Source organism: Streptomyces sp. CCM_MD2014 (assembly GCF_000772045.1).
Classification (GTDB): domain Bacteria; phylum Actinomycetota; class Actinomycetes; order Streptomycetales; family Streptomycetaceae; genus Streptomyces; species Streptomyces salinarius.
This window is the reverse complement of the sequence record NZ_CP009754.1, coordinates 3346456-3363717: the sequence shown is the minus strand read 5'-3', so window position 1 is coordinate 3363717 and position 17262 is coordinate 3346456. Positions and strand designations below refer to the sequence as shown.

The following is a 17262-nucleotide window of genomic DNA, read 5'->3' as shown; positions in this document are numbered from 1 at the left end:
CCGCCGGACCCTGTGAAGGAATGGTGCCGCGACGGTGACGAACCCCTGTGACAGCTCTGTGACAGTCGGCGGACACGGCCATGAAGTGACCGGGGCAAGCTTTTCGTCACAAGCAACCGGCAGTCCACGACGGGGGGCGCGAGATGAACACGCTGAAGGGCACCAACACCAGCGCAGTGCTCACGCGTCTGCACGACGTGCACGCACACCGGGGTTCCGAGAAGTCCGGTGCCGTGAGCGGGCGGGGGTGCGCTCGCGGCACCGGGCGTCAGCACACCGCGTACATGACGGTGGTTGACGCGAACACGGGGGAAACGGGGAGCACGGGGGACCGGGGGGAGCGACGTTCCCTGTCGGAGGCGGAGTTCACCGCCTACGTCCAGGAGCGCCGCTCCTCCCTGTACGCGACCGCCTACCACCTGACCGGCGACCGCTTCGAGGCCGAGGACCTGCTGCAGAGCGCGCTGTTCTCGACCTACCGGGCGTGGGACCGCATCAGCGACAAGGCGGCGGTCGGGGGATACCTCCGCCGCACCATGACCAACCTGCACATCAGCGCCTGGCGGCGCCGCAAGCTCAACGAGTACCCGACCGAGGAACTGCCGGAGACGCCCGGCGACACGGACGCCATGCGCGGCACCGAACTGCGCACGGTCCTGTGGCAGGCGCTGGCCCGGCTCCCCGAACTCCAGCGCACCATGCTGGTCCTGCGCTACTACGAGGGCCGTACGGACCCGGAGATCGCGGACATCCTCGACATCAGCGTCGGCACGGTGAAGTCCAGCATCTGGCGGTCGCTCCGCCGGCTGCGCGAGGACGAGGTCCTCAGCTTCGGCCGTGACCGTGAGGACGCCTTCGGCGAACTGGTCGCCTGAGGGCAGGGGGCGGGGGCCCCGTGAAAAAAGTTCGAGCCGGGGTGTATCAGGGGGCGGGACCCGGACTCTTACTCACGGGGAAGCACCACGGGGGACACGGGGGAACAACGGGGGACGGGGATCACGGGGGATCCACGGGGGAGTGGAAAGGGAGCGGGACTGGAGGGCCGGGGGGTCCGTCCAGTCCCGCTTCCGCGTCTGCGTGCGGGTACGAGTACGGCCGGCGTTACACGGTCGTACGGCTGGTGGCGCACCGGCCCGCCGCCGCGGCGGCCAGGCGGCCCATCGCCTCGTCCCGGTCGCACACGTGGGCGCCGAGGGCGGACTGCCGGGCGATGACCGACCGTTCCTGCCGCATCAGCCGCCAGCCCCTGCGCAGCAGGAACGGCACCGACTTGCGGCTCTCGCGCAGGTCCCGCAGGAACCGGCGGCGGAAGGTCGTCAGCGGGCCCCGGCTCAGGCACAGCGCGTCGGCCAGCACGCCCAGTTCCCGGCAGCGGTCCACCAGTTCCGCGGCGAAGATGCCCTCCGCGAGGAACAGCGGCGTCCGCCCGATGTCGACGGACTCCTCGCCGGTGCGGGCGCTCATCGAGATGTCGTAGACGGGCACGTCGGCGCGTCCCGTGCGGCACAGCTCCCCGATGGCGGCGAGGGCCGCGTCCGCGTCCCAGGACGCCGGGTGGTCCCAGTCGATGTCGGAACTCTGGGGCACCGTCGGCAGCGTCGGGTCGGTGCCCTCCTTGTAGAAGTCGTCGAGACGCAGCACCGGGAGGCCGGAGTGCGCGGCGAGGAGGGACTTGCCGGAGCCGGAGGGGCCGCAGAGCAGCACGACTCGCGTCGGTATGGGCGGATGGGAGCTCACGGGACACCAGTCTGAGGCATCGAACGGCTGTCGTAGACCCCGCGGGTGGACTTTGCAGCGGGCGTCACATCTCGATGGCGCTGTGCGGTGACCTGATCACGGTGTGCGCTGTTAACAGGGCAGTCCGTAGCAATCCACACCAAGAGGTGGCAGCAGCGATGGCCCGACACGCGTCCCCCCGCACCCCGCACGCACAGCGCGCCCTGGTCGCCCTCGCGACCGCCGGGGCCGCCCTGGCCGCAGGAGCGGCGTCGGCCTCCGCGGCGGACGGCGGCGGCGACACGATCGCCGGCCTGGCCCACACCCGCCCCACCTCGCTGGGCGACATCGACCCGCAGGCGGGCGTCCAGGCCGTGACCGGCATCGTCGGTTACGTAACCGGCCCGGTCGCCGACCTCAAGCCCAACCCCCTGGCCGGCACCGGCGTCGACCCGCTGGACAACGGCGTCGGCACCAAGGTCGCCGACTTCCAGCCCCTGACCTCGACGGCCCTGACGGGACCGGTCGCCCAGGCCCAGTCCCTCGGCAGCGTGCCGGTGCTGGGGCAGGTGACGGAACTGCTGCGCTGACGGTACCGGCCCGGCGGGGTCAGGCGGTTCGACCGAGGTGGGTCACCAGGATGCGAATGACGGCGACGTCGATGGCGTAGAGAACCCGGTACTCGCCGATACGCAGCCGCCGAATGTCGCCTGATCCGTACGGAACCGAACCGACGGGTCGGGGGTCCTCCGCCAATTTGTCGATGGTGTCCAGTACCACGGTGAGACCGCTCGGGTCGTCCTCAAGGAACCGAGCGGCGGCGTTGAGAGCCTGTGGCTCGAAGTTGATCTCGTAGGTCACTTCTGCTCGAGCCCCAGCCGCCTGCGCACCTCGGCCATGGGGATGCCTTCTCCGAGCGTCCCCTCCGCCTTGCGTCGCTGATAGTCCGCCACTGCCAGCGCGTCCTCCAGATCCTCTATCACCTGCGGCGATACCAGAAGGGCAGCCACGTGCCCGTGGTCGGTGAGGGCGATGGTCTCGCGGCCGTGGGCGGCGCGGCGCACGAGGTCGCCGAGTTGAGAACGGGCGGCGCTGATGGCGATCTGAGTCATGCATGCATGGTGTCACAAGATTTCACTTGTGAGTGATTCATCTATGAAGTGGTCAGGCTCCCTGTGCTGCCGGTTGGAGGCCCAAGTCGTTCCGTAGAACCGGAAGGAACATGGGTGGACTGTCGGGATAGCCTCGTCGCGGCGCTTCTCGGAACGAAGCGTTGTCTGCCGAACCCGAGAATCCAGGGGGAGTCCGTGGCGTACCCGGTCCAGGTCCGGAATCTGCGGAAAAAGCTGATAGAGCGTTTCCGGCCGTTGGTCGACATGGATGATGTCGCAGGGCGCCCGGACGAGGAGCAGATGTTCCTCAGCAGGGCGGTGGCCGCCCTGGCGGTCAAGATCGAGGCAGCGTGCTCCGACGAAGAGGCCGCCCGTTCCGTGATCGACAGCTCCACGGACAAAGGTGTCGATGCGGTCGCCGTGCAGCAGCGGGGCGACCGGCAGCACGTCACGCTGGTGCAGGCGAAGTGGAGTGACAAGGGCGAAGCCGGCTTCGGCGAGCATGACGCCGCCGCGGTGATGCGGGGGCTCGACTATCTGCTGGAACTGGAGTTCCACCGCTTCGGCAGCAAGATCGACCGGCATTCGGCCGCCATAGACGCCGCCCTCAACAGCCCCTCCCCCAAGGTGACCGTGGTGCTGGCCCTCGTGACCGGCACCGATCTGCACCAGAACACAAAGAGCTTCCTCAATGAGGTGGTGGACAAGCACAACCTGGATGACGACCTCGTGGAGTACAAGGTCGTCAACCTTCGCGACCTGCACCGGGAGATTCTGGGCGAGCACGCCGAGCGTAAGGTCGACCTGGACATGCAGGTCGACGGCGTCGGCAAGATCGAGTCTCCGTACACCGCCTACTACGGGACGGTTTCGGCGGAGGCGATTGCCGGGTGGTACGACGAGCACGGACGCCATCTCACTGCGCGCAACATCCGCGATGCCCTCGACCTCAGCGACGTCAACGACAAAATTCGCGCCACCCTGGTCAAGGAGCCCGAGCACTTCTGGTACCTGAGCAACGGGATCACGCTGCTGTGCGACCGGATTCGGAAGCATGGCAAGGGTGCCCCGGTTGCAGGGGCCGGTGCCGGCTTCAGGCTGGAGGGCGCCAGCCTCATCAACGGTGCGCAGACGGTGAGTGCGGTGCACCGGGCCATGCGCCAGAAGCCAGGCAAGGCCTCCCTCGGGCGGCTCCTGGTGCGGATCATCTCCCTGGAGGACTGCCCCGAGGACTTCGGCGACCGTGTCACGGTGGCCGCCAATACGCAGAACCCCACCCAGGAGCGGGACTTCCGGTCGCGCAGACCGGAGCAGTTCGACCTCCGGCATGACTTCGCGCTCTCACTGGGTCTCCAATATGTGATCAAGCGAGGAGAGCCCGACCCCGCGTCCGAGGAGGGCTGCACCATGGAGGAGGCAGCGATCGCCCTCGCTGCTGTCCACTCTCCCGAGCTCGCAGCTCAGGCCAAGCGGGACGCCTCAACTCTTTGGGGGGACCGCTACTACCGGCAGCTCTTCGGGCAGCGGCCGACCGCCCACCGGGTGTGGCGGTGTGTCCGGCTGCTGCGCAAGGTGCGGGAGTCCCTGGAACGGGAGAAGGAGAGTGCCGTGGGCCGACTGGCGGGGGCCGCCTCCTACGGTGACCTACTGCTCACTCACGTTCTCTACCGCGCGACGGACACCGCGGACATCGACGACGAGAGCGACGAGGCGAACGTGGCGTGGGAAGCTCGCCTGGCCGGGGTGCCGGACCGGGTGCGGCGGGCCCTCGCCTGGATGGTGATCGTCATCGATGGCGCCTACGGCCGGAACAGCCAATTGGGTACGGCGGTCAAGGCGGAGGACCGTGCCACGCTCGTGGCCGACGGTCTGTACGGCCGAGTACTGGGCGATGAGGAACCGCCCAGTGACGCTGGCTCCAGGCTGGACCAGGAGTCCGGCGCTGGCCGGCTGACCAACGCGGTGCGTGTGATTGTCGATGCGGGCCGGATCCAGGCCGGGACCGTCCTGGAGTTCCGTCCGGTCACCGGTCCGGAGCGTCGGCAGTTGCCGCGGTGGATCGAGGAGGATCCGCGAAGGGCGCGGGCCACCTGGCAGGACAACAAGACCAAGCCGCTCGTGTGGAGTGTGGACGGCAAGGCATACGCCCCCTCGACCCTGGTGCGCCAGATGCGCCGGATGGCAATGGGCAATGATCAGCAGGTCCAGGGCACCTTGCACTGGCACGTTCCGGAGGTCGGTTCGCTGGTCGAGATCGCGCGCGGTGCGCGGGTCGCGGCAGAGACCGGTGACTGATCGGCCGCGGTGACGGCGGGTGGTCGGCGCGGAGCGGTGAGGAACCGGTTCCGCGCTGTCCTACTCTTGGGCGGTGCCGCCCGCGTGTAGCGGGTTGTGTGAAACGTGGCAATACGGAACAAGGTGGGCGCGGAGACAATGGGTGAGGAACAGCTGGGCTTCGACATCCCCGGAGAGGGGCAGCGAAGGCTGGCGCCGTCGGCCAAGGCGACACGGAAGACGCCCGACAAGGGGCGCGCGCAGTCGGCGCCGGAGGAGGGCGCGGAGCCGCGCAAGCTCCAGGACGACGAGATCTTCGACTACATCTCCGGCGGCGACAAGGTCGTCAAGCACACCCCGATGGAGGAGGTGCGGCAGCGCATCGCCCGCGCGCTCGTCTACCAGTACGGTATCGACCCGCGCGACATGCGGGCCGACTTCCCGCTCCAGGTGGAGAACCGGAAGACGGGCCGCAAGTCGCGCAAGCGCGTGAGTATCGCGATCTTCGAGCACGGCTCGATCCCGGAGGGCGAGGAGCCGAAGCGGGAGGACATCCGCCGGATCGTGGTCATCAAGCCGCGTCCCAGCGACAGCCGTACCGTATCCAAGATCCGCACCTTCGCACGGGCCAAGGAGCAGGTCGACGAGGTCGCCGACCTGATGCACGCGGCCGGCCCCGAGTGCCTGTACGGGATGTGGACGGACGACAAGGACCTCTACTTCATCCGCCGGGACCCGAACCGCTTCGAGGACGAGTACCTTCCGCTGGCCAACTGGCCGCGCGGCGACGCCACCCTCTTCGACGTCCAGGGCAACCTCTCGTCGCTCGGCATCATGCGCAGCGCCGACGAGACGATGCTGCGGTTCGCGTTCCGCCGCTGCCACGACTTCATCCACGGTAACGAGGGTCTGCCCAAGGACGCCGCATTCTGGCAATTCCTCTACGTCCTGTTCGCCAAGCTGCACGACGAGAAGCTCATGCGCGAGCAGGGAAACGACCCGAAGTTCTACGTCGACACGTCGGAGCTGGCCGCCCTCGCCAAGGAAGACGCGGGAAGCCCTGCCGTGGCTCAGCGCGTGAAGGATCTCTTCACGGAGGTCAAGCGGGCGCATCCGGACCAGTTCACCGAGTACGACCGGCTCACCCTCAACGACGCCGCGCTCACCTTTATCACTGGTGAACTGTCCACCTACACCCTGCACGGCACCTCGCTCGACGCACTGGGCACCGCCTATCAGGAACTCGTCGGCGAGAACCTGCGCGGCGACCGCGGACAGTACTTCACCCCGAACGTCGCCACCCGCTTCATGGTCGAACTGCTCGATCCGCAACTCGACGAGACCGTTCTCGACCCCTGTTGCGGTACCGGCGGCTTCCTGCGGGAGACCCTGCTGCATGTGCTCCACCGCGAGTGGATGCCGAACTTCGGGCGCGGCCTGTCCGCGAAGCGGAAGGCCGAGCTGGAGACCGAGCACCGCCCGGACCTCGCCCGGTATGCGCGCGACCGGGTCTTCGGCCTTGACTTCGACCCGTTCCTGACACGGGCCGCCTCCTTCGGCGTCATGATGCTGACTGAGGAGAAGGGCAACACCTTCCAGGTGGACTCCCTTCAGTTCCCTCGCATGGGACAGCACCAGCCCGGCTACCAGGCGGCGATGAAGCACCGCGACCGCATCCACCCCGGCCAGGTCGATGTCCTTCTCACCAACCCGCCCTTCGGTACCGACATCCCGGTCACCGGTCCGACGCTGGAGCTGTTCCGGGTAGACGAGTCCGGCGTAAGGAAGCCCAAGAGCGTCGCCTACGACTGGAGCCGGGACAAGGTGGACGGCTCGCTCAAGCAGGGCAAGGACGCCTCCTCTCTCCCGCCCGAGCGGCTGTTTGTGCAGAAGTGCGTGGAGTGGCTCAAGGAGGGGGGCCGGATGGGCATCGTCCTGCCCAACGGCATCCTCTCCAACCCGGGCCCCGACGACGAGGCCGTACGGCGGTACATCCTCGACGAGTGCTGGGTCATGGCCAGCGTCGAACTGCCCATCGAGCCGTTCGTGGTGGGTGCCGGCGTCAACATCCTCACGACCATGCTCTTCCTGCGGAAGAAGACCGAACGGGAGAAGGCCGAGGAGCGGTTGCACGGAAGCGGGAACTACCCGGTTTTCATGGCAGTCGTAGAGAAGGCCGGCATGGACCGGCGCGGGAACCAGCTCCATGTACGCAATGCCCGCGGCGAGTACGAGTGGCGCGACGAGTACGAGGACGACGACATCTACGTCAAGAGCGTCGTCATCCCGCGACGGATCAAGGTGCGGAACAAGGTCGTCGACAACGACCTGATGGACCTGCGGGAGCGGCCTGAGGACTACGACCGGCCCAACGTCCACGACGAGTACCAGAGGTTCCTCAAGGAGTACGGGCACGAGCTTCCGTGGCGGAAGGGGGAGACGGCGTGAAGGTCGCCGAAACCGGGAATCCGGCGCGGCGGGGGTGGTTCGATCGGCAAGGGCTCCGACTCGACGCCAGGCCCTATCTGTCTGGGGCCTTTGCCACACAGCGCTTGTTGGAGCGTCTGCCTGGAGAGACGGTTCCGTTGAAGGACGTCACGGCGGGGCATGCCGGGGGTCTCTATAACGGGCCGCAGTTCAAACGGGTGTATCTCACCGACCCCGATCACAGCGTGCCGTTCGTCGGCAGCAAAGACATGCTGATCGCCGACTTCGGTGCGCTGCCCCGGCTGCGGAAGAGCGACGCACTGTCGCGGCAGCTGAGCTATTTGAAGCTGGAACCGGGCATGACGTTGATCTCCTGCTCGGGGTTCAACGCCGGTCGGCGGTCGTACGTCCGCCCGGACATGGACGGCTACTGGTCGTCGCAGGACGTGCTCAAGGTCGTGCCGGACGCTGACCGGATCCAGTCGGGGTACCTGTACGCCTTCCTGGCGAGCCGGTTCGGAGAGGCACTCGTCAAGGGCAAGGTGTACGGGTCGGCCGTCAAGCACATCGAGCCGCACCACATCCAGAACCTGCCGGTGCCGCGCTTCGGGGACGCCGTGGAGAACGAGATCCACGAACTTGTCCAGGGTGCGGCCGACTTGAGGGCGGAATTCCAGGCGGGACTGGAGGCAGCGACGCGGGACCTCTTCCGTACGGCCGGGATCGAGGAGCTGCTGGATCTTCGGTGGCACGAGCAGGGGCGTGACCTGGGATTCGATCACCGAGGTGTCACGGCGACCAGTTTGCGGGCACTCAACTTCCAGCCGAGGGCGAGGCGGATTCTGGACCGGTTGAGGGAGCGGGAGTGTGTGTCGTTGGGGGAGGTTTGTGAGGGCGGCGTGCTGGGGTCAGGGGTGCGGTTCAAGCGCATTGACGCGGAGCCCGGTCACGGAGCCGTTCGACTTATTGGTCAGCGTCAGGCGTTCTGGCTGCGACCGGAGGGACGCTGGATCAGCCCGGATCAGGCACCGCCGGGCATCTTCGCTTCGGACGAAACAGTGATGATCGCGGCGCAGGGAACGCTCGGCGAGAATGAGGTGTTCTGCCGGCCGTTCCTGGTGACCGGTTCCTGGCTCGACCACGCGTACAGTCAGCACTTCCTGCGTGTCCTGCCCGGTGATCCGCGTTTCTCAGGAGCCTATTTGTTTGCGTTGCTCCGGTCGGAGCCGGTGTTCCGGCTCCTCAGGTCCATGTCCGTCGGCGGCAAACAGCAGGACCTTCACGAGGAGCTGCGCAAGAGCGTCCCCGTCCCTGTCCTCACTCAGCCGGACCGCGAGCGCATCGCCACCACCGTCCGCGCCGCGTACAAGAAGCGTGACGAAGCCGACCGCAAGGAGGACCTGGCGTTGGTGAAGCTGGAGGAGGCTGTGTCGGGCTGAGCGGCCAGCCGTGCTCCTTGTTCCGGAGCGGGTTCTGGAACACCACCAGGACCTGCTCCGTGTAACCGTCCTACAAGGAACCACCCTTGATGCCGTCGACGAACGGTACCCAAGCGGTGGCGTTCAGCAACAGGACAGGGCCGGTCGTGGCCTTGCTGTCACGGACAGGTACAGCACCGGGGAGGTCGTCACAAACCTCCACACAGGCATCCCCCTGTTCGTTCCCGCTGTAGGAGGACTTGCGCCAGCGGGCGGTGCTCAGGGGTGAGGTGACTGACATGGCTGGTACTTCTCCATCGTCGCTTCGATAAGCCTCGCGGACCCCCTCGGTGAGAGCGCGCACGCTTTCATGTGATCGTACCCTCGCACACGGCGCAGGACGATTTTCCGGTCGTCAAATGTCTCTCCGTACCCGAGTCCTTCTTGGTACACGGTGGTGGAGCTGTCCGGGAGCGTGAGCAGGATGAGGGTGCCGTTCATCAAGGCCATCGCTCCCACCTCGAACGGGGCGATCTGGATCGTCGAGCAGTGCGACCGTACCAAGGGGAGTAGTGCCGCGAGCTGGCCGTACATCACCGCCGAGCCGCCGACGGCCTGTCGCAGGGCTGCTTCGCCGAGGATCCACCAGAAGTCCGGTGGGCTGTCGCGCCGTAGGATCTCTTGACGGCCCAGGCGGGCTTCCACCAAGCCGTCGATCTCCGTAGGGGGCATCTCGGGGTTGCCCTCGGTGAACAGTGCCCGCATGTATGCCGGGGTCTGCAGCAGTCCAGGGACGACACCCGCGCAGAACTCCTGAATCCGCACCGCCTTCGCCTCCAGCTCCAAACAATGGTCGAACCGCCTCGGCGTGTGCTCCCGCTTCACCACCCCCCACAGCCCCTGGAACAACTCCCCCGTCCCGAAGGCCACGTCCAGCTTTTCCGAGAGCGGCGGCAGGGGAAGCCGTTCCCCCGTCTCCACACCGTGCAGGTGCGTCTTGCTGTAGTTGACGATGTCGGACAGCCGGTCCAGCGACAGACCGGCGGCCTGGCGCTGGCGGCGTAGCTCGACGCCGTACAGGTCGCGGGCGGAGTGGGCGGGTTCGAGGTCCCGGGCGGGCTGGGTCATGGTCGGTGCTCCCTTGCCGTGCGCTGTGTGCCGTGGCGGCGTTCCGTTCCGCCCTGCCGGGAGGAATAGGCACCGCGAACCAACGTAGTCGCGGACGGTGACATGGTGACCGCGAAACGTAGAACATGCCAGGTGGTGGCCGTTCCGTAGCCCGGTTCGGAACGCCGTCACCCTGGCCCGCACCGCCGCCCTGCCGGAACGCTGGACGGCGTGAACAGTGAGAAGCGGCGCGAAGCCGCCCCCGCCTCCTCCCGCGCCGGGCGTCCCGACCTGGAGGCGACCCGGCTTCCGGTCGGTGAACTCGCCCGCGACGTGCGGCAGGAGAGGTGCGGAATCGTCATGGACCACCAGGACGGACTGGTGTGGCTGCGCCCGGAGCGCGGAGGTACGGAGTGGACGGCGGTGCCGGGCGAGGTACAGCCGCTGAACGTCCACGAACGGGCGGAGGAGCTGATGCGGACGAGGCTGACCAGGGCGAACGCCCGCAGCAGAGGGGAGGTTCTCTGATGGTCACGGACAACGTGCGAGACGCCGAACGGGCGTGTGAGGAGTTGCGCGACGCGCTCAAGGCGGCCGGGGTCACGCTGCCGTCCCTCGGACTCGACGCCGTCTCGTGTGCCGGGTCTGCTCCGCTCGCGCTGATCGATCTGGGGCGCTGCAACGTGGCCGCGGCGCGAGCGCTCGCCGCCGCGCTCCGGTCCGGCCGGGAGGAGGGGGCCACGGCGTGATGTTCGCCCCGTCCGTCGAGCGCCCGTGGCGGGACGTGTGGCCGGTGGCGGCACAGGCCGGTGACGGCAACGCCTGGGTGACGGGCGCGTGCTGGCTGTACTGCCGGCGTGAAGGTGTGGCCGTGCTGTGGATCGGGTCCGTGACCACGCCCGGTGCGACGGGTGACGTGTACGCGTGCGGCCCGTGCGTCGCGGAGCTCGACCACATGGTGCGCGTGCAGTCGCGTCAACGGGACCGCGTCGCCGCCCGGCCCTCTCGTCCGTACCCTCTGTGACGGGATTTGTGCGCGTTGTCAGTGGGGCGTCCTAGAGTGATTCACGACAGAGTTGTCAGCGCATGTGCCGCCGGAATACCCGTGCGATCGCGTATGCGGGGCACGGGGCGAGGATGGGGGAGCGGGGCGATGGCGCGGATCATCCCGATCGGGGAGCCGGCCAACGAGGCCGAGCGCATGGTGCTGCGTCACCTGCGGGAGCAGGCGCCGGACGACTGGATCGTGGTGTCCAACTTCGAGCTGCCGTACGGGCCGGGGCGTCCAGTGTTCGAGGTGGACCTGGCGATCGTCGCGGACCACGCCGTGTACCTGGCCGACACCAAAGGGGTGCACGGCAGGGTTCAGGTTCGCGGCGGACGCTGGTATCCCCGGGGTGCGCCGTTCCCCAGCCCGGCGCGCAAGATCCGCAACCACGCCCGGGTCGCCGGTGACCTGCTGGCGCGCTCCCGGGCGGCGGGCGCCCGGCTCGGGTCGGTGTGGTGCGAGGGGCTGGTGATCCTGCCGTACCAGGGCGCCACACTGTCCGACCCGGACGGTCGCGACGAGGTGAGCACCCATCACCTCGACGACCTGATCGCCTTCCTGCGACGGCACCGGCCACCGGGGCACGAGCGGCGTCCCGGTGGCGGCGACATCTCCGCGCTGCGCGAGAACATCGCCAGGGTGTTCCAGGCGGAGACCCGGCCCCCGTCCGGGCCGCGCCGGTTCGGGCATTACGAGGTCGTCGAGACACTGTACGAGGCGTCCCCCGCCGACCTGGCCGACCAGAACGGGGACCCGGCCCGCAGGGTGTCCGTGTACCGGGTGCGGCTGGCGGACCAGCCGCGGTCGGGGACCCGAATCCTCCAGGCCCACGCCGTCGACCCGCTGCTGCCCGAGGCCGCGCGGTCCACGGCCTACGCGAGGATCGGCAACCCGGTCCAGGCGCTCAGCAAGCTGCCGTCCAGCCCGTACATCGTGCCGTGCGAGACGTCATTCCCGCTGGACGAGGACGACGGGTACGCCGTCGTCCTCAAGGACGTGCCTGCGGAGGCGCTGCGGGTCAGGCTCGACGCCCGGGGGCCGGGCGCGCTCGGCGCGGACGCCCGGCGGCGGGTGGTCGACGGAGTGCTCGGTGGCCTCGCCGTCGCCCACGCCCACAACGTGGTGCACCGCCACCTTGGTCCGGACACGGTGCTAGTGGGGCGCAACGGGACCGCCATGCTCACCGGCTTCGACTACGCGCACCCCGGGCCGCCGCGCCCGCGCGACGAGTCCCGGGGCATCGAGGCGTACGCCCACCAGTCGCCCTCCTACCTCGCTCCGGAGTGTCACGTGCGGCCAGGGACCTTCTCCCGGGCCACCGACCTGTACGCGGCCGGAGTCCTCTTCCACGAGCTGTACGCCGGAGAGGAGCCGGCGCTCGGTGCGGGCGGCGTCCCGCTCGACAGCCTCGACGACGTGGACCGGATGGACCCCACCCTCAAATCGGTCGTCCGCGACCTGCTCGCCGCGGACCCGGCCGCACGGCCGTCGGCGGGTGAGGTCATCCGTCGTCTCGCGGGTGCCGACAGAGGGCGGGCACGCACACAGTCACGGCGCGGGCGGCACGAGGAGTCTGGTGCCTTCGACTGGGACGACCCGCACAGCTACACCGACCTGCCCGAGGGGTTCCGCCTCACCGAGAAGTTCCGGGTGCGGGCCCCGCTCGGACACGGACAGTTCGGCGTCGTGTACCGGGTGTTCAACACCCTCGACGACACCGACGAGGTCGTGAAGATCATCACGCGGGACCGGGAGTCGGTGCGGGCCCGCCTGGAGAGCGAGTACCGCGTCCTCCGCCGGATCGCCCCGCACCCCAACCTGGTGCGGCTGATCGACGCCGAGTTCCTGCCCCGGGGCGAATTCCCCTACCTGCGCATGGAATACGTCGAGGGACAGGACCTCAAACGGGTCCTTGACCAGGGGCGGCCCCTCGGCCCCGCGGACGTGCGCAAGCTCCTCGACGACTGTCTGGCCGGCCTAGCCCATCTGCACGCGGGCGGTGTCTTCCACTGTGACATCAAGCCCAGCAACCTGCTGTGGACCGCCGACGGCGCCCGCATCCTCGACTTCAACGCGGCAGTCTCCACCGACTCCACCCTCACCCCCACCCTCGGCTCACCCCGCTATCTGGCGCCCGAGGCCACCGCCCTCACCCGGCCCGGACGCGAAGAACTCACCGACCTCGACCTGTTCGCCCTCGGCGTCTCCGCCTACGAGGCCCTTACAGGCGGCTACCCGTGGCCGGGCCGGGGCACCCCGCCACGCGGCGGGCAGCCGCTCGACCCGCGGCGGCTGCCCGGCCTCGCCGACCTGGACCCGGACTTCACCGCTGTTCTGCTTCGCGCCGTCGCCCCGCGCCGGCACGAGCGCTACCGCGACGCGGACGCCTTCCGCGCGGCCCTCAGCGCGGTCCGCGAGGTGCGTCTCGTGCCACCCGCCCCCGACCCGGAGGAAGCCGCACCAGTCACGTCCGCCGAGACCGGTGCGGACCGAGCGGGCGCCAACCCGTTCGTCGGCCACCTCCAGACGCTCTACAGCCAGAACGCCCGTACCAACGCGGGCACCCGCGGCCTCGACCCGGACGCCTACCCCCTCTACGTCGCCACCGCCCTCGACGACCGGTTGCGCCCGGACGTCCTCGCGGGCCGCCACCGCCTCGTCCTCATCACAGGAAACGCCGGGGACGGCAAGACCGCGTTCCTCCAGCACCTCGCCGACGAGGCACGCCGGCGGGGTGCCCTGTTCGGTGAGGCGCGGGCCAACGGCGACGACTTCACTCTCGACGGCCGGTCCTTCCACACCAACCACGACGGCAGCCAGGACGAGGGCGACACCGACAACGACACCGTCCTCGACACCTTCCTCGCGTCCTACCGGGGCGCCGACGCCGCAGCCTGGCCCGACGACGTCAGCCGGCTCGTCGCCGTCAACGAGGGCCGCCTCGTCGACTTCGTCACCCGGCACCAGGAGCACTACCCGCTGCTCGCGGCCACCGTCGGCGAGGCGCTGACCACCGGGAGCACCGCCCACGGAGTGGCCGTCGTCAACCTCAACGCCAGGGACGTCCTCGCCGACCCCGACGGCACGGGATCGATCATGCACCGGATGGTCGCCGCCCTCACCGACGAACGGCACTGGCAGGCGTGCGGCTCCTGCGCGCTCGCCCCACGCTGCTACGCCCCGCACAACGCCCGCACCTTCTCCCACCCCACGGCGGGCCCCCAGGTCACCGAACGCCTCGCCACCCTCTTCCGTATGGCCCACCTGCGCGGACGCCTCCACATCACGCTCCGGGACCTGCGCTCCGCTCTCGCCTACACCCTCACCTCGGGGCGCGACTGCGCCCAGATCCACACCCTCTACGGACGCGAGGACCCTGGGGCGGCACAGGAGATCCTCGACAGCCTGTACTTCACCAGCTGGACCGGAACCCACACAGGCGGCGGAGTGGACACGCCGCGGGATGCGGCCACCGGCGCCTCCGGCTCCCGGAGCGGCCCGGGCCCCGCGGACGCGCCGCGTCCGGACGAACGCGACCGCCTCCTCACCCAGCTGCGCGACCTCGACGTCGCCGCCGTCCCCGACCCGCAGCTGGACCGGAAGCTCGACTACACCGGCCCCGCCGCCGGCCATGCCCTCGTCTCCTTCGACCAGCGCGGCGACCTCGACGAACGGCTCCTCACCGACGCCTTCACGGCACTGCCCCGCACCCACCAGGCCGACCGCGCCCAGATCTCCGCCCACCGCGCCTATCTGGCCGCCGCCCGGCGCCGCTTCTATTTCGAAAGCCTCGACGACACCCGCTGGCGCCGACTGCTGCCGTACCAGGCGGCCGACCGCTTCCTGCGTCTGCTCGCAGGCGGGCAGCCTGGCCCCGAGGAGCTGACCCGGCTCGTCGAGGCCGTCAGCCGTGGCGAGGGCATGCCCCGGGGACTCGACCCGGACAGCGGCCAGGACCTCGCGCTCCAGGTGCGTGCCGTCCCGGGCGGCACCGTACGCAGCCACCGGCTGTTCCCCGCCGGGCAGTTCACCATCGGTGTCGCGGGTCCGCCCGCCTCCCGGTACGTCGAGACCGGCCCCCGCGAACTCGTCGTACGCCACCGTCCCGAGGACGGCCGCGCTCACCGCGCCCAACTGACGGTCCGCCTGGACCTGTACGAACTGCTCGACCGGCTGCATCGCGGACATCAGCCGGGAGTCGAGGACCGACAGGGACAGAACCTCGCCCTGGCCGTCTTCAAGAACGCCCTCGCCGCCACCTCCTACCAGGAAGTACTCCTCAACGCACCCGGTTCACCCCCCTACCGGCTGCGTCGGCTGCCGGACGGAGCACTGTGCCTGGCCCCCGCCACCCGACCCGAAAATCCCTCGAACCCGAACCCGAACCCGGACTCGGACCCGGAGCCCGGGACGGACCCGGAAGGAGCACGCTGATGGCGCTGCGCCGCCGTGACACCGAGTTCAAACACCTCGGCGTCTCCTACCTGGATTTCAAACGTGTGCAGATGGACCGGGTCCTGACCGGCTTTCTCATGCGGCTGAACCACAAGGGCCTCACCAGCCGCCTCGTGCGACGCAACGCTCTGTCCGCCAAGGAGTTCGCCGCCGAGTTCACCGACGCCACCAACGCCGACCGGTTCCAAGGCTTCGCCGACCACTCCGACATGGCCAGGCGCTGGGTGGAGACCCAGCTCCTGGATGTGGTCAACCGGGGCAGGCCGACCCAGGCGGTGGCCGGTCTGCGACCGCTGCACGGACTCACCTACCGGTTCCGCAGCAGCTACCACTCCCGGCCCTACGGCGCCGACGCACAGCTCTACGAAATGCTGCGACACGCGCGGGGCCCTCTGGGCGCCCTCGCACTGGAGCAACTGCGGGCGTTCTTCTTCACCGGCCTCGGCGGCGCGGGGCCCGCTCCCGCACAGCGGGTGCCGGTGGACATCGAGACCCAGGCGGTACTGCACCTCAACAGCCAGGTCAAGGCGGACAGCCCGCACAACATCAAGGGCTGGTACTCGGCACCCCCGCTCTGCGTGGGGCAGGCCGACCTCCTAGCCGACGACGTCGTACGGCTGCTGTCCCTGAAGGACCTGCTGCCCCGCATCACCATGGTTGAGTATCTGAAGATCCTCTTCGCCTTCCACCTCGCCCTCGGCCTGTTCAAGACCATGAAGCTGCTGCCCGTCGCCGTGGCCCGGTCGGCCGCCGACCCCGCCTGCGGCCACGACCGCTGCCCGGCATCCACCGCCGCACAGGACCCGTTGGCGGGTTGCCCCTTCCGGGTCGGGCTCTTCGTGGACGTGGCCGGGGTGCCCGGCACCCCCGTCGCCGCGCTCGCAGAGCGGAGCGCCGAGCACTGGCTGCGCCGCATCCCCGACTTCGTACGCGCCGGATACACGGTGCGGAAACTGGACGAGTTCGCCGAACACCTGGTCGGCCAGGGCAAGGAGAGTCGCCCTTCGGCCGGGCACTTCACCGTCCCCGAACTGCTCCGCTTCGGCACCGACGCCTACGGCCGGGCCCGGGACGAGTTCTTCGGCTCCAGGCTGACGGCGATCCTGGACGACACCCCGGTCGCCGAGCAGCCTGAAGAGGTCCGCCCCCTGCTGGACGAGTCCATGGGTCTCGCCCCGTTCGAGAAGTACCTCGAAGTACTGATGGCCTACCGGGGGCCCTACCACCACAAGTACGTCATCGACACTATCGACTCCCTCCTGCTCAAGAACCGCTCGGGCGCCGCCATAACGCAGCCCCACGGGGGGCGCCGCCGCTTCGTCCTCGACAGCGCGCTGCTCGAAGTACTGGTGCAGGTGGCGCTGCTGCGCCTGAACCCCCAAGGCAGCGCCTCCCCGTACAGCCATCACACCGTCTCGCTCCGGCTGGACGAGTTCCTCGCCGTGCTGCGCGACCGGTACGGGCTGTACGTGGACCGCCTGCCCGCTGCGGACGGCTTCGGCCCCGCGGGCCTGGACGAGGAGTCCGCCCTCAGGGCCAACGCCGAGGCGCTCACCACACGCATGCGGGAGATCGGCTGTTACGACGACCTGTCGGACGCATATCTCACCCAGGTGATCACACCGAGGTTCGCCCTCACGGAGGACGGCACGGTGTCAGCGGGCGGACGGTAGAGGAAACCGCACGGGGCGGAAGGAAACCGGTC

General features: G+C 69.2%; 15 protein-coding genes. 10 read left to right on the top strand and 5 right to left on the bottom strand.

Annotated elements, in window-relative coordinates; all coding sequences use genetic code 11:
• Nucleotides 1-143: 143 nt before the first annotated feature.
• Nucleotides 144-875: a SigE family RNA polymerase sigma factor gene (locus NI25_RS14515; protein WP_061442865.1), complete on the top strand. Its 732-nt coding sequence runs from the start codon at nt 144-146 to the stop codon at nt 873-875.
• A gap of 226 nt (nt 876-1101) precedes the next feature.
• Here the strand turns inward: NI25_RS14515 and NI25_RS14510 are convergent, their stop codons facing one another.
• The gene (locus NI25_RS14510; protein ID WP_061442864.1) at nt 1102-1704 is read right to left on the bottom strand and encodes a hypothetical protein; all 603 of its coding nucleotides are present in this window, start codon (nt 1702-1704) and stop codon (nt 1102-1104) included.
• A 191-nt stretch (nt 1705-1895) separates the two neighbouring features.
• On the opposite strand from NI25_RS14510, the gene NI25_RS14505 reads away from it, so the two are divergent.
• Nucleotides 1896-2306, top strand: a complete 411-nt coding sequence (locus NI25_RS14505; RefSeq protein WP_061442863.1) for a hypothetical protein — start codon at nt 1896-1898, stop codon at nt 2304-2306.
• 19 nt (nt 2307-2325) lie between these two features.
• Here the strand turns inward: NI25_RS14505 and NI25_RS14500 are convergent, their stop codons facing one another.
• Together NI25_RS14500 and NI25_RS14495 are read right to left on the bottom strand one after the other, a co-directional pair.
• Nucleotides 2326-2577, bottom strand: coding sequence for a type II toxin-antitoxin system RelE family toxin (locus NI25_RS14500; RefSeq protein ID WP_061442862.1), 252 nt, complete (start codon nt 2575-2577; stop codon nt 2326-2328).
• Nucleotides 2574-2828 (bottom strand): type II toxin-antitoxin system Phd/YefM family antitoxin, encoded by a 255-nt coding sequence (locus NI25_RS14495; protein WP_061442861.1) that lies wholly within the window; start codon nt 2826-2828, stop codon nt 2574-2576. Before NI25_RS14495 ends, NI25_RS14500 begins: the two co-directional genes overlap by 4 nt.
• Nucleotides 2829-3023: 195 nt before the next feature.
• Here NI25_RS14495 and NI25_RS14490 point away from each other — a divergent pair, with 195 nt between their 5' ends.
• From NI25_RS14490 to mads5, 3 genes are all read left to right on the top strand, one after another.
• Nucleotides 3024-5123, top strand: coding sequence for an AIPR family protein (locus tag NI25_RS14490; RefSeq protein ID WP_148315127.1), 2100 nt, complete (start codon nt 3024-3026; stop codon nt 5121-5123).
• Between the two features lie 138 nt (nt 5124-5261).
• Nucleotides 5262-7550, top strand: a complete 2289-nt coding sequence (gene mads2, locus NI25_RS14485) for a methylation-associated defense system DNA methyltransferase MAD2 (RefSeq protein WP_061442859.1) — start codon at nt 5262-5264, stop codon at nt 7548-7550.
• Complete coding sequence (gene mads5, locus NI25_RS14480; protein ID WP_061446923.1) at nt 7547-8968, top strand: methylation-associated defense system restriction endonuclease subunit S MAD5; 1422 nt, start codon at nt 7547-7549, stop codon at nt 8966-8968. The genes mads2 and mads5 overlap by 4 nt, the downstream gene beginning before the upstream one ends.
• Before the next feature lie 70 nt (nt 8969-9038).
• Here the strand turns inward: mads5 and NI25_RS14475 are convergent, their stop codons facing one another.
• The gene (locus NI25_RS14475) at nt 9039-9248 is read right to left on the bottom strand and encodes a DUF397 domain-containing protein (protein ID WP_061442858.1); all 210 of its coding nucleotides are present in this window, start codon (nt 9246-9248) and stop codon (nt 9039-9041) included.
• The gene (locus NI25_RS14470) at nt 9227-10075 is read right to left on the bottom strand and encodes a helix-turn-helix domain-containing protein (protein ID WP_061442857.1); all 849 of its coding nucleotides are present in this window, start codon (nt 10073-10075) and stop codon (nt 9227-9229) included. The genes NI25_RS14475 and NI25_RS14470 overlap by 22 nt, the downstream gene beginning before the upstream one ends.
• Nucleotides 10076-10285: 210 nt before the next feature.
• Between NI25_RS14470 and NI25_RS14465 the strand changes: the two genes are divergently transcribed.
• The 5 genes from NI25_RS14465 to mads7 all read left to right on the top strand — a co-directional run bounded on the left by NI25_RS14465 (nt 10286) and on the right by mads7 (nt 17230).
• The gene (locus NI25_RS14465; RefSeq protein ID WP_061442856.1) at nt 10286-10582 is read left to right on the top strand and encodes a hypothetical protein; all 297 of its coding nucleotides are present in this window, start codon (nt 10286-10288) and stop codon (nt 10580-10582) included.
• The gene (locus tag NI25_RS14460; protein ID WP_061442855.1) at nt 10582-10803 is read left to right on the top strand and encodes a hypothetical protein; all 222 of its coding nucleotides are present in this window, start codon (nt 10582-10584) and stop codon (nt 10801-10803) included. Before NI25_RS14465 ends, NI25_RS14460 begins: the two co-directional genes overlap by 1 nt.
• Nucleotides 10800-11078: a hypothetical protein gene (locus NI25_RS14455; RefSeq protein WP_233520728.1), complete on the top strand. Its 279-nt coding sequence runs from the start codon at nt 10800-10802 to the stop codon at nt 11076-11078. Before NI25_RS14460 ends, NI25_RS14455 begins: the two co-directional genes overlap by 4 nt.
• A 129-nt stretch (nt 11079-11207) precedes the next feature.
• Nucleotides 11208-15536: a methylation-associated defense system protein kinase MAD6 gene (gene mads6 / locus NI25_RS14450; RefSeq protein WP_061442854.1), complete on the top strand. Its 4329-nt coding sequence runs from the start codon at nt 11208-11210 to the stop codon at nt 15534-15536.
• A complete protein-coding gene (gene mads7 / locus NI25_RS14445; RefSeq protein ID WP_061442853.1) occupies nt 15536-17230 on the top strand; it encodes a methylation-associated defense system protein MAD7 in 1695 nt (564 codons plus the stop codon). The genes mads6 and mads7 overlap by 1 nt, the downstream gene beginning before the upstream one ends.
• Nucleotides 17231-17262 lie beyond the last annotated feature (32 nt).

Bases quoted from the DNA above. Each gene is read 5' to 3' on its own strand.
- NI25_RS14515 (WP_061442865.1), top strand. From the start codon at position 144: ATGAACACGCTGAAGGGCACCAACACCAGCGCAGTGCTCACGCGTCTG.
- NI25_RS14505 (WP_061442863.1), top strand. From the start codon at position 1,896: ATGGCCCGACACGCGTCCCCCCGCACCCCGCACGCACAGCGCGCCCTG.
- NI25_RS14495 (WP_061442861.1), bottom strand. From the start codon at position 2,828: ATGACTCAGATCGCCATCAGCGCCGCCCGTTCTCAACTCGGCGACCTC.
- mads2 (WP_061442859.1), top strand. From the start codon at position 5,262: ATGGGTGAGGAACAGCTGGGCTTCGACATCCCCGGAGAGGGGCAGCGA.
- NI25_RS14475 (WP_061442858.1), bottom strand. From the start codon at position 9,248: ATGTCAGTCACCTCACCCCTGAGCACCGCCCGCTGGCGCAAGTCCTCC.
- NI25_RS14470 (WP_061442857.1), bottom strand. From the start codon at position 10,075: ATGACCCAGCCCGCCCGGGACCTCGAACCCGCCCACTCCGCCCGCGAC.
- NI25_RS14460 (WP_061442855.1), top strand. From the start codon at position 10,582: ATGGTCACGGACAACGTGCGAGACGCCGAACGGGCGTGTGAGGAGTTG.
- mads6 (WP_061442854.1), top strand. From the start codon at position 11,208: ATGGCGCGGATCATCCCGATCGGGGAGCCGGCCAACGAGGCCGAGCGC.
- mads7 (WP_061442853.1), top strand. From the start codon at position 15,536: ATGGCGCTGCGCCGCCGTGACACCGAGTTCAAACACCTCGGCGTCTCC.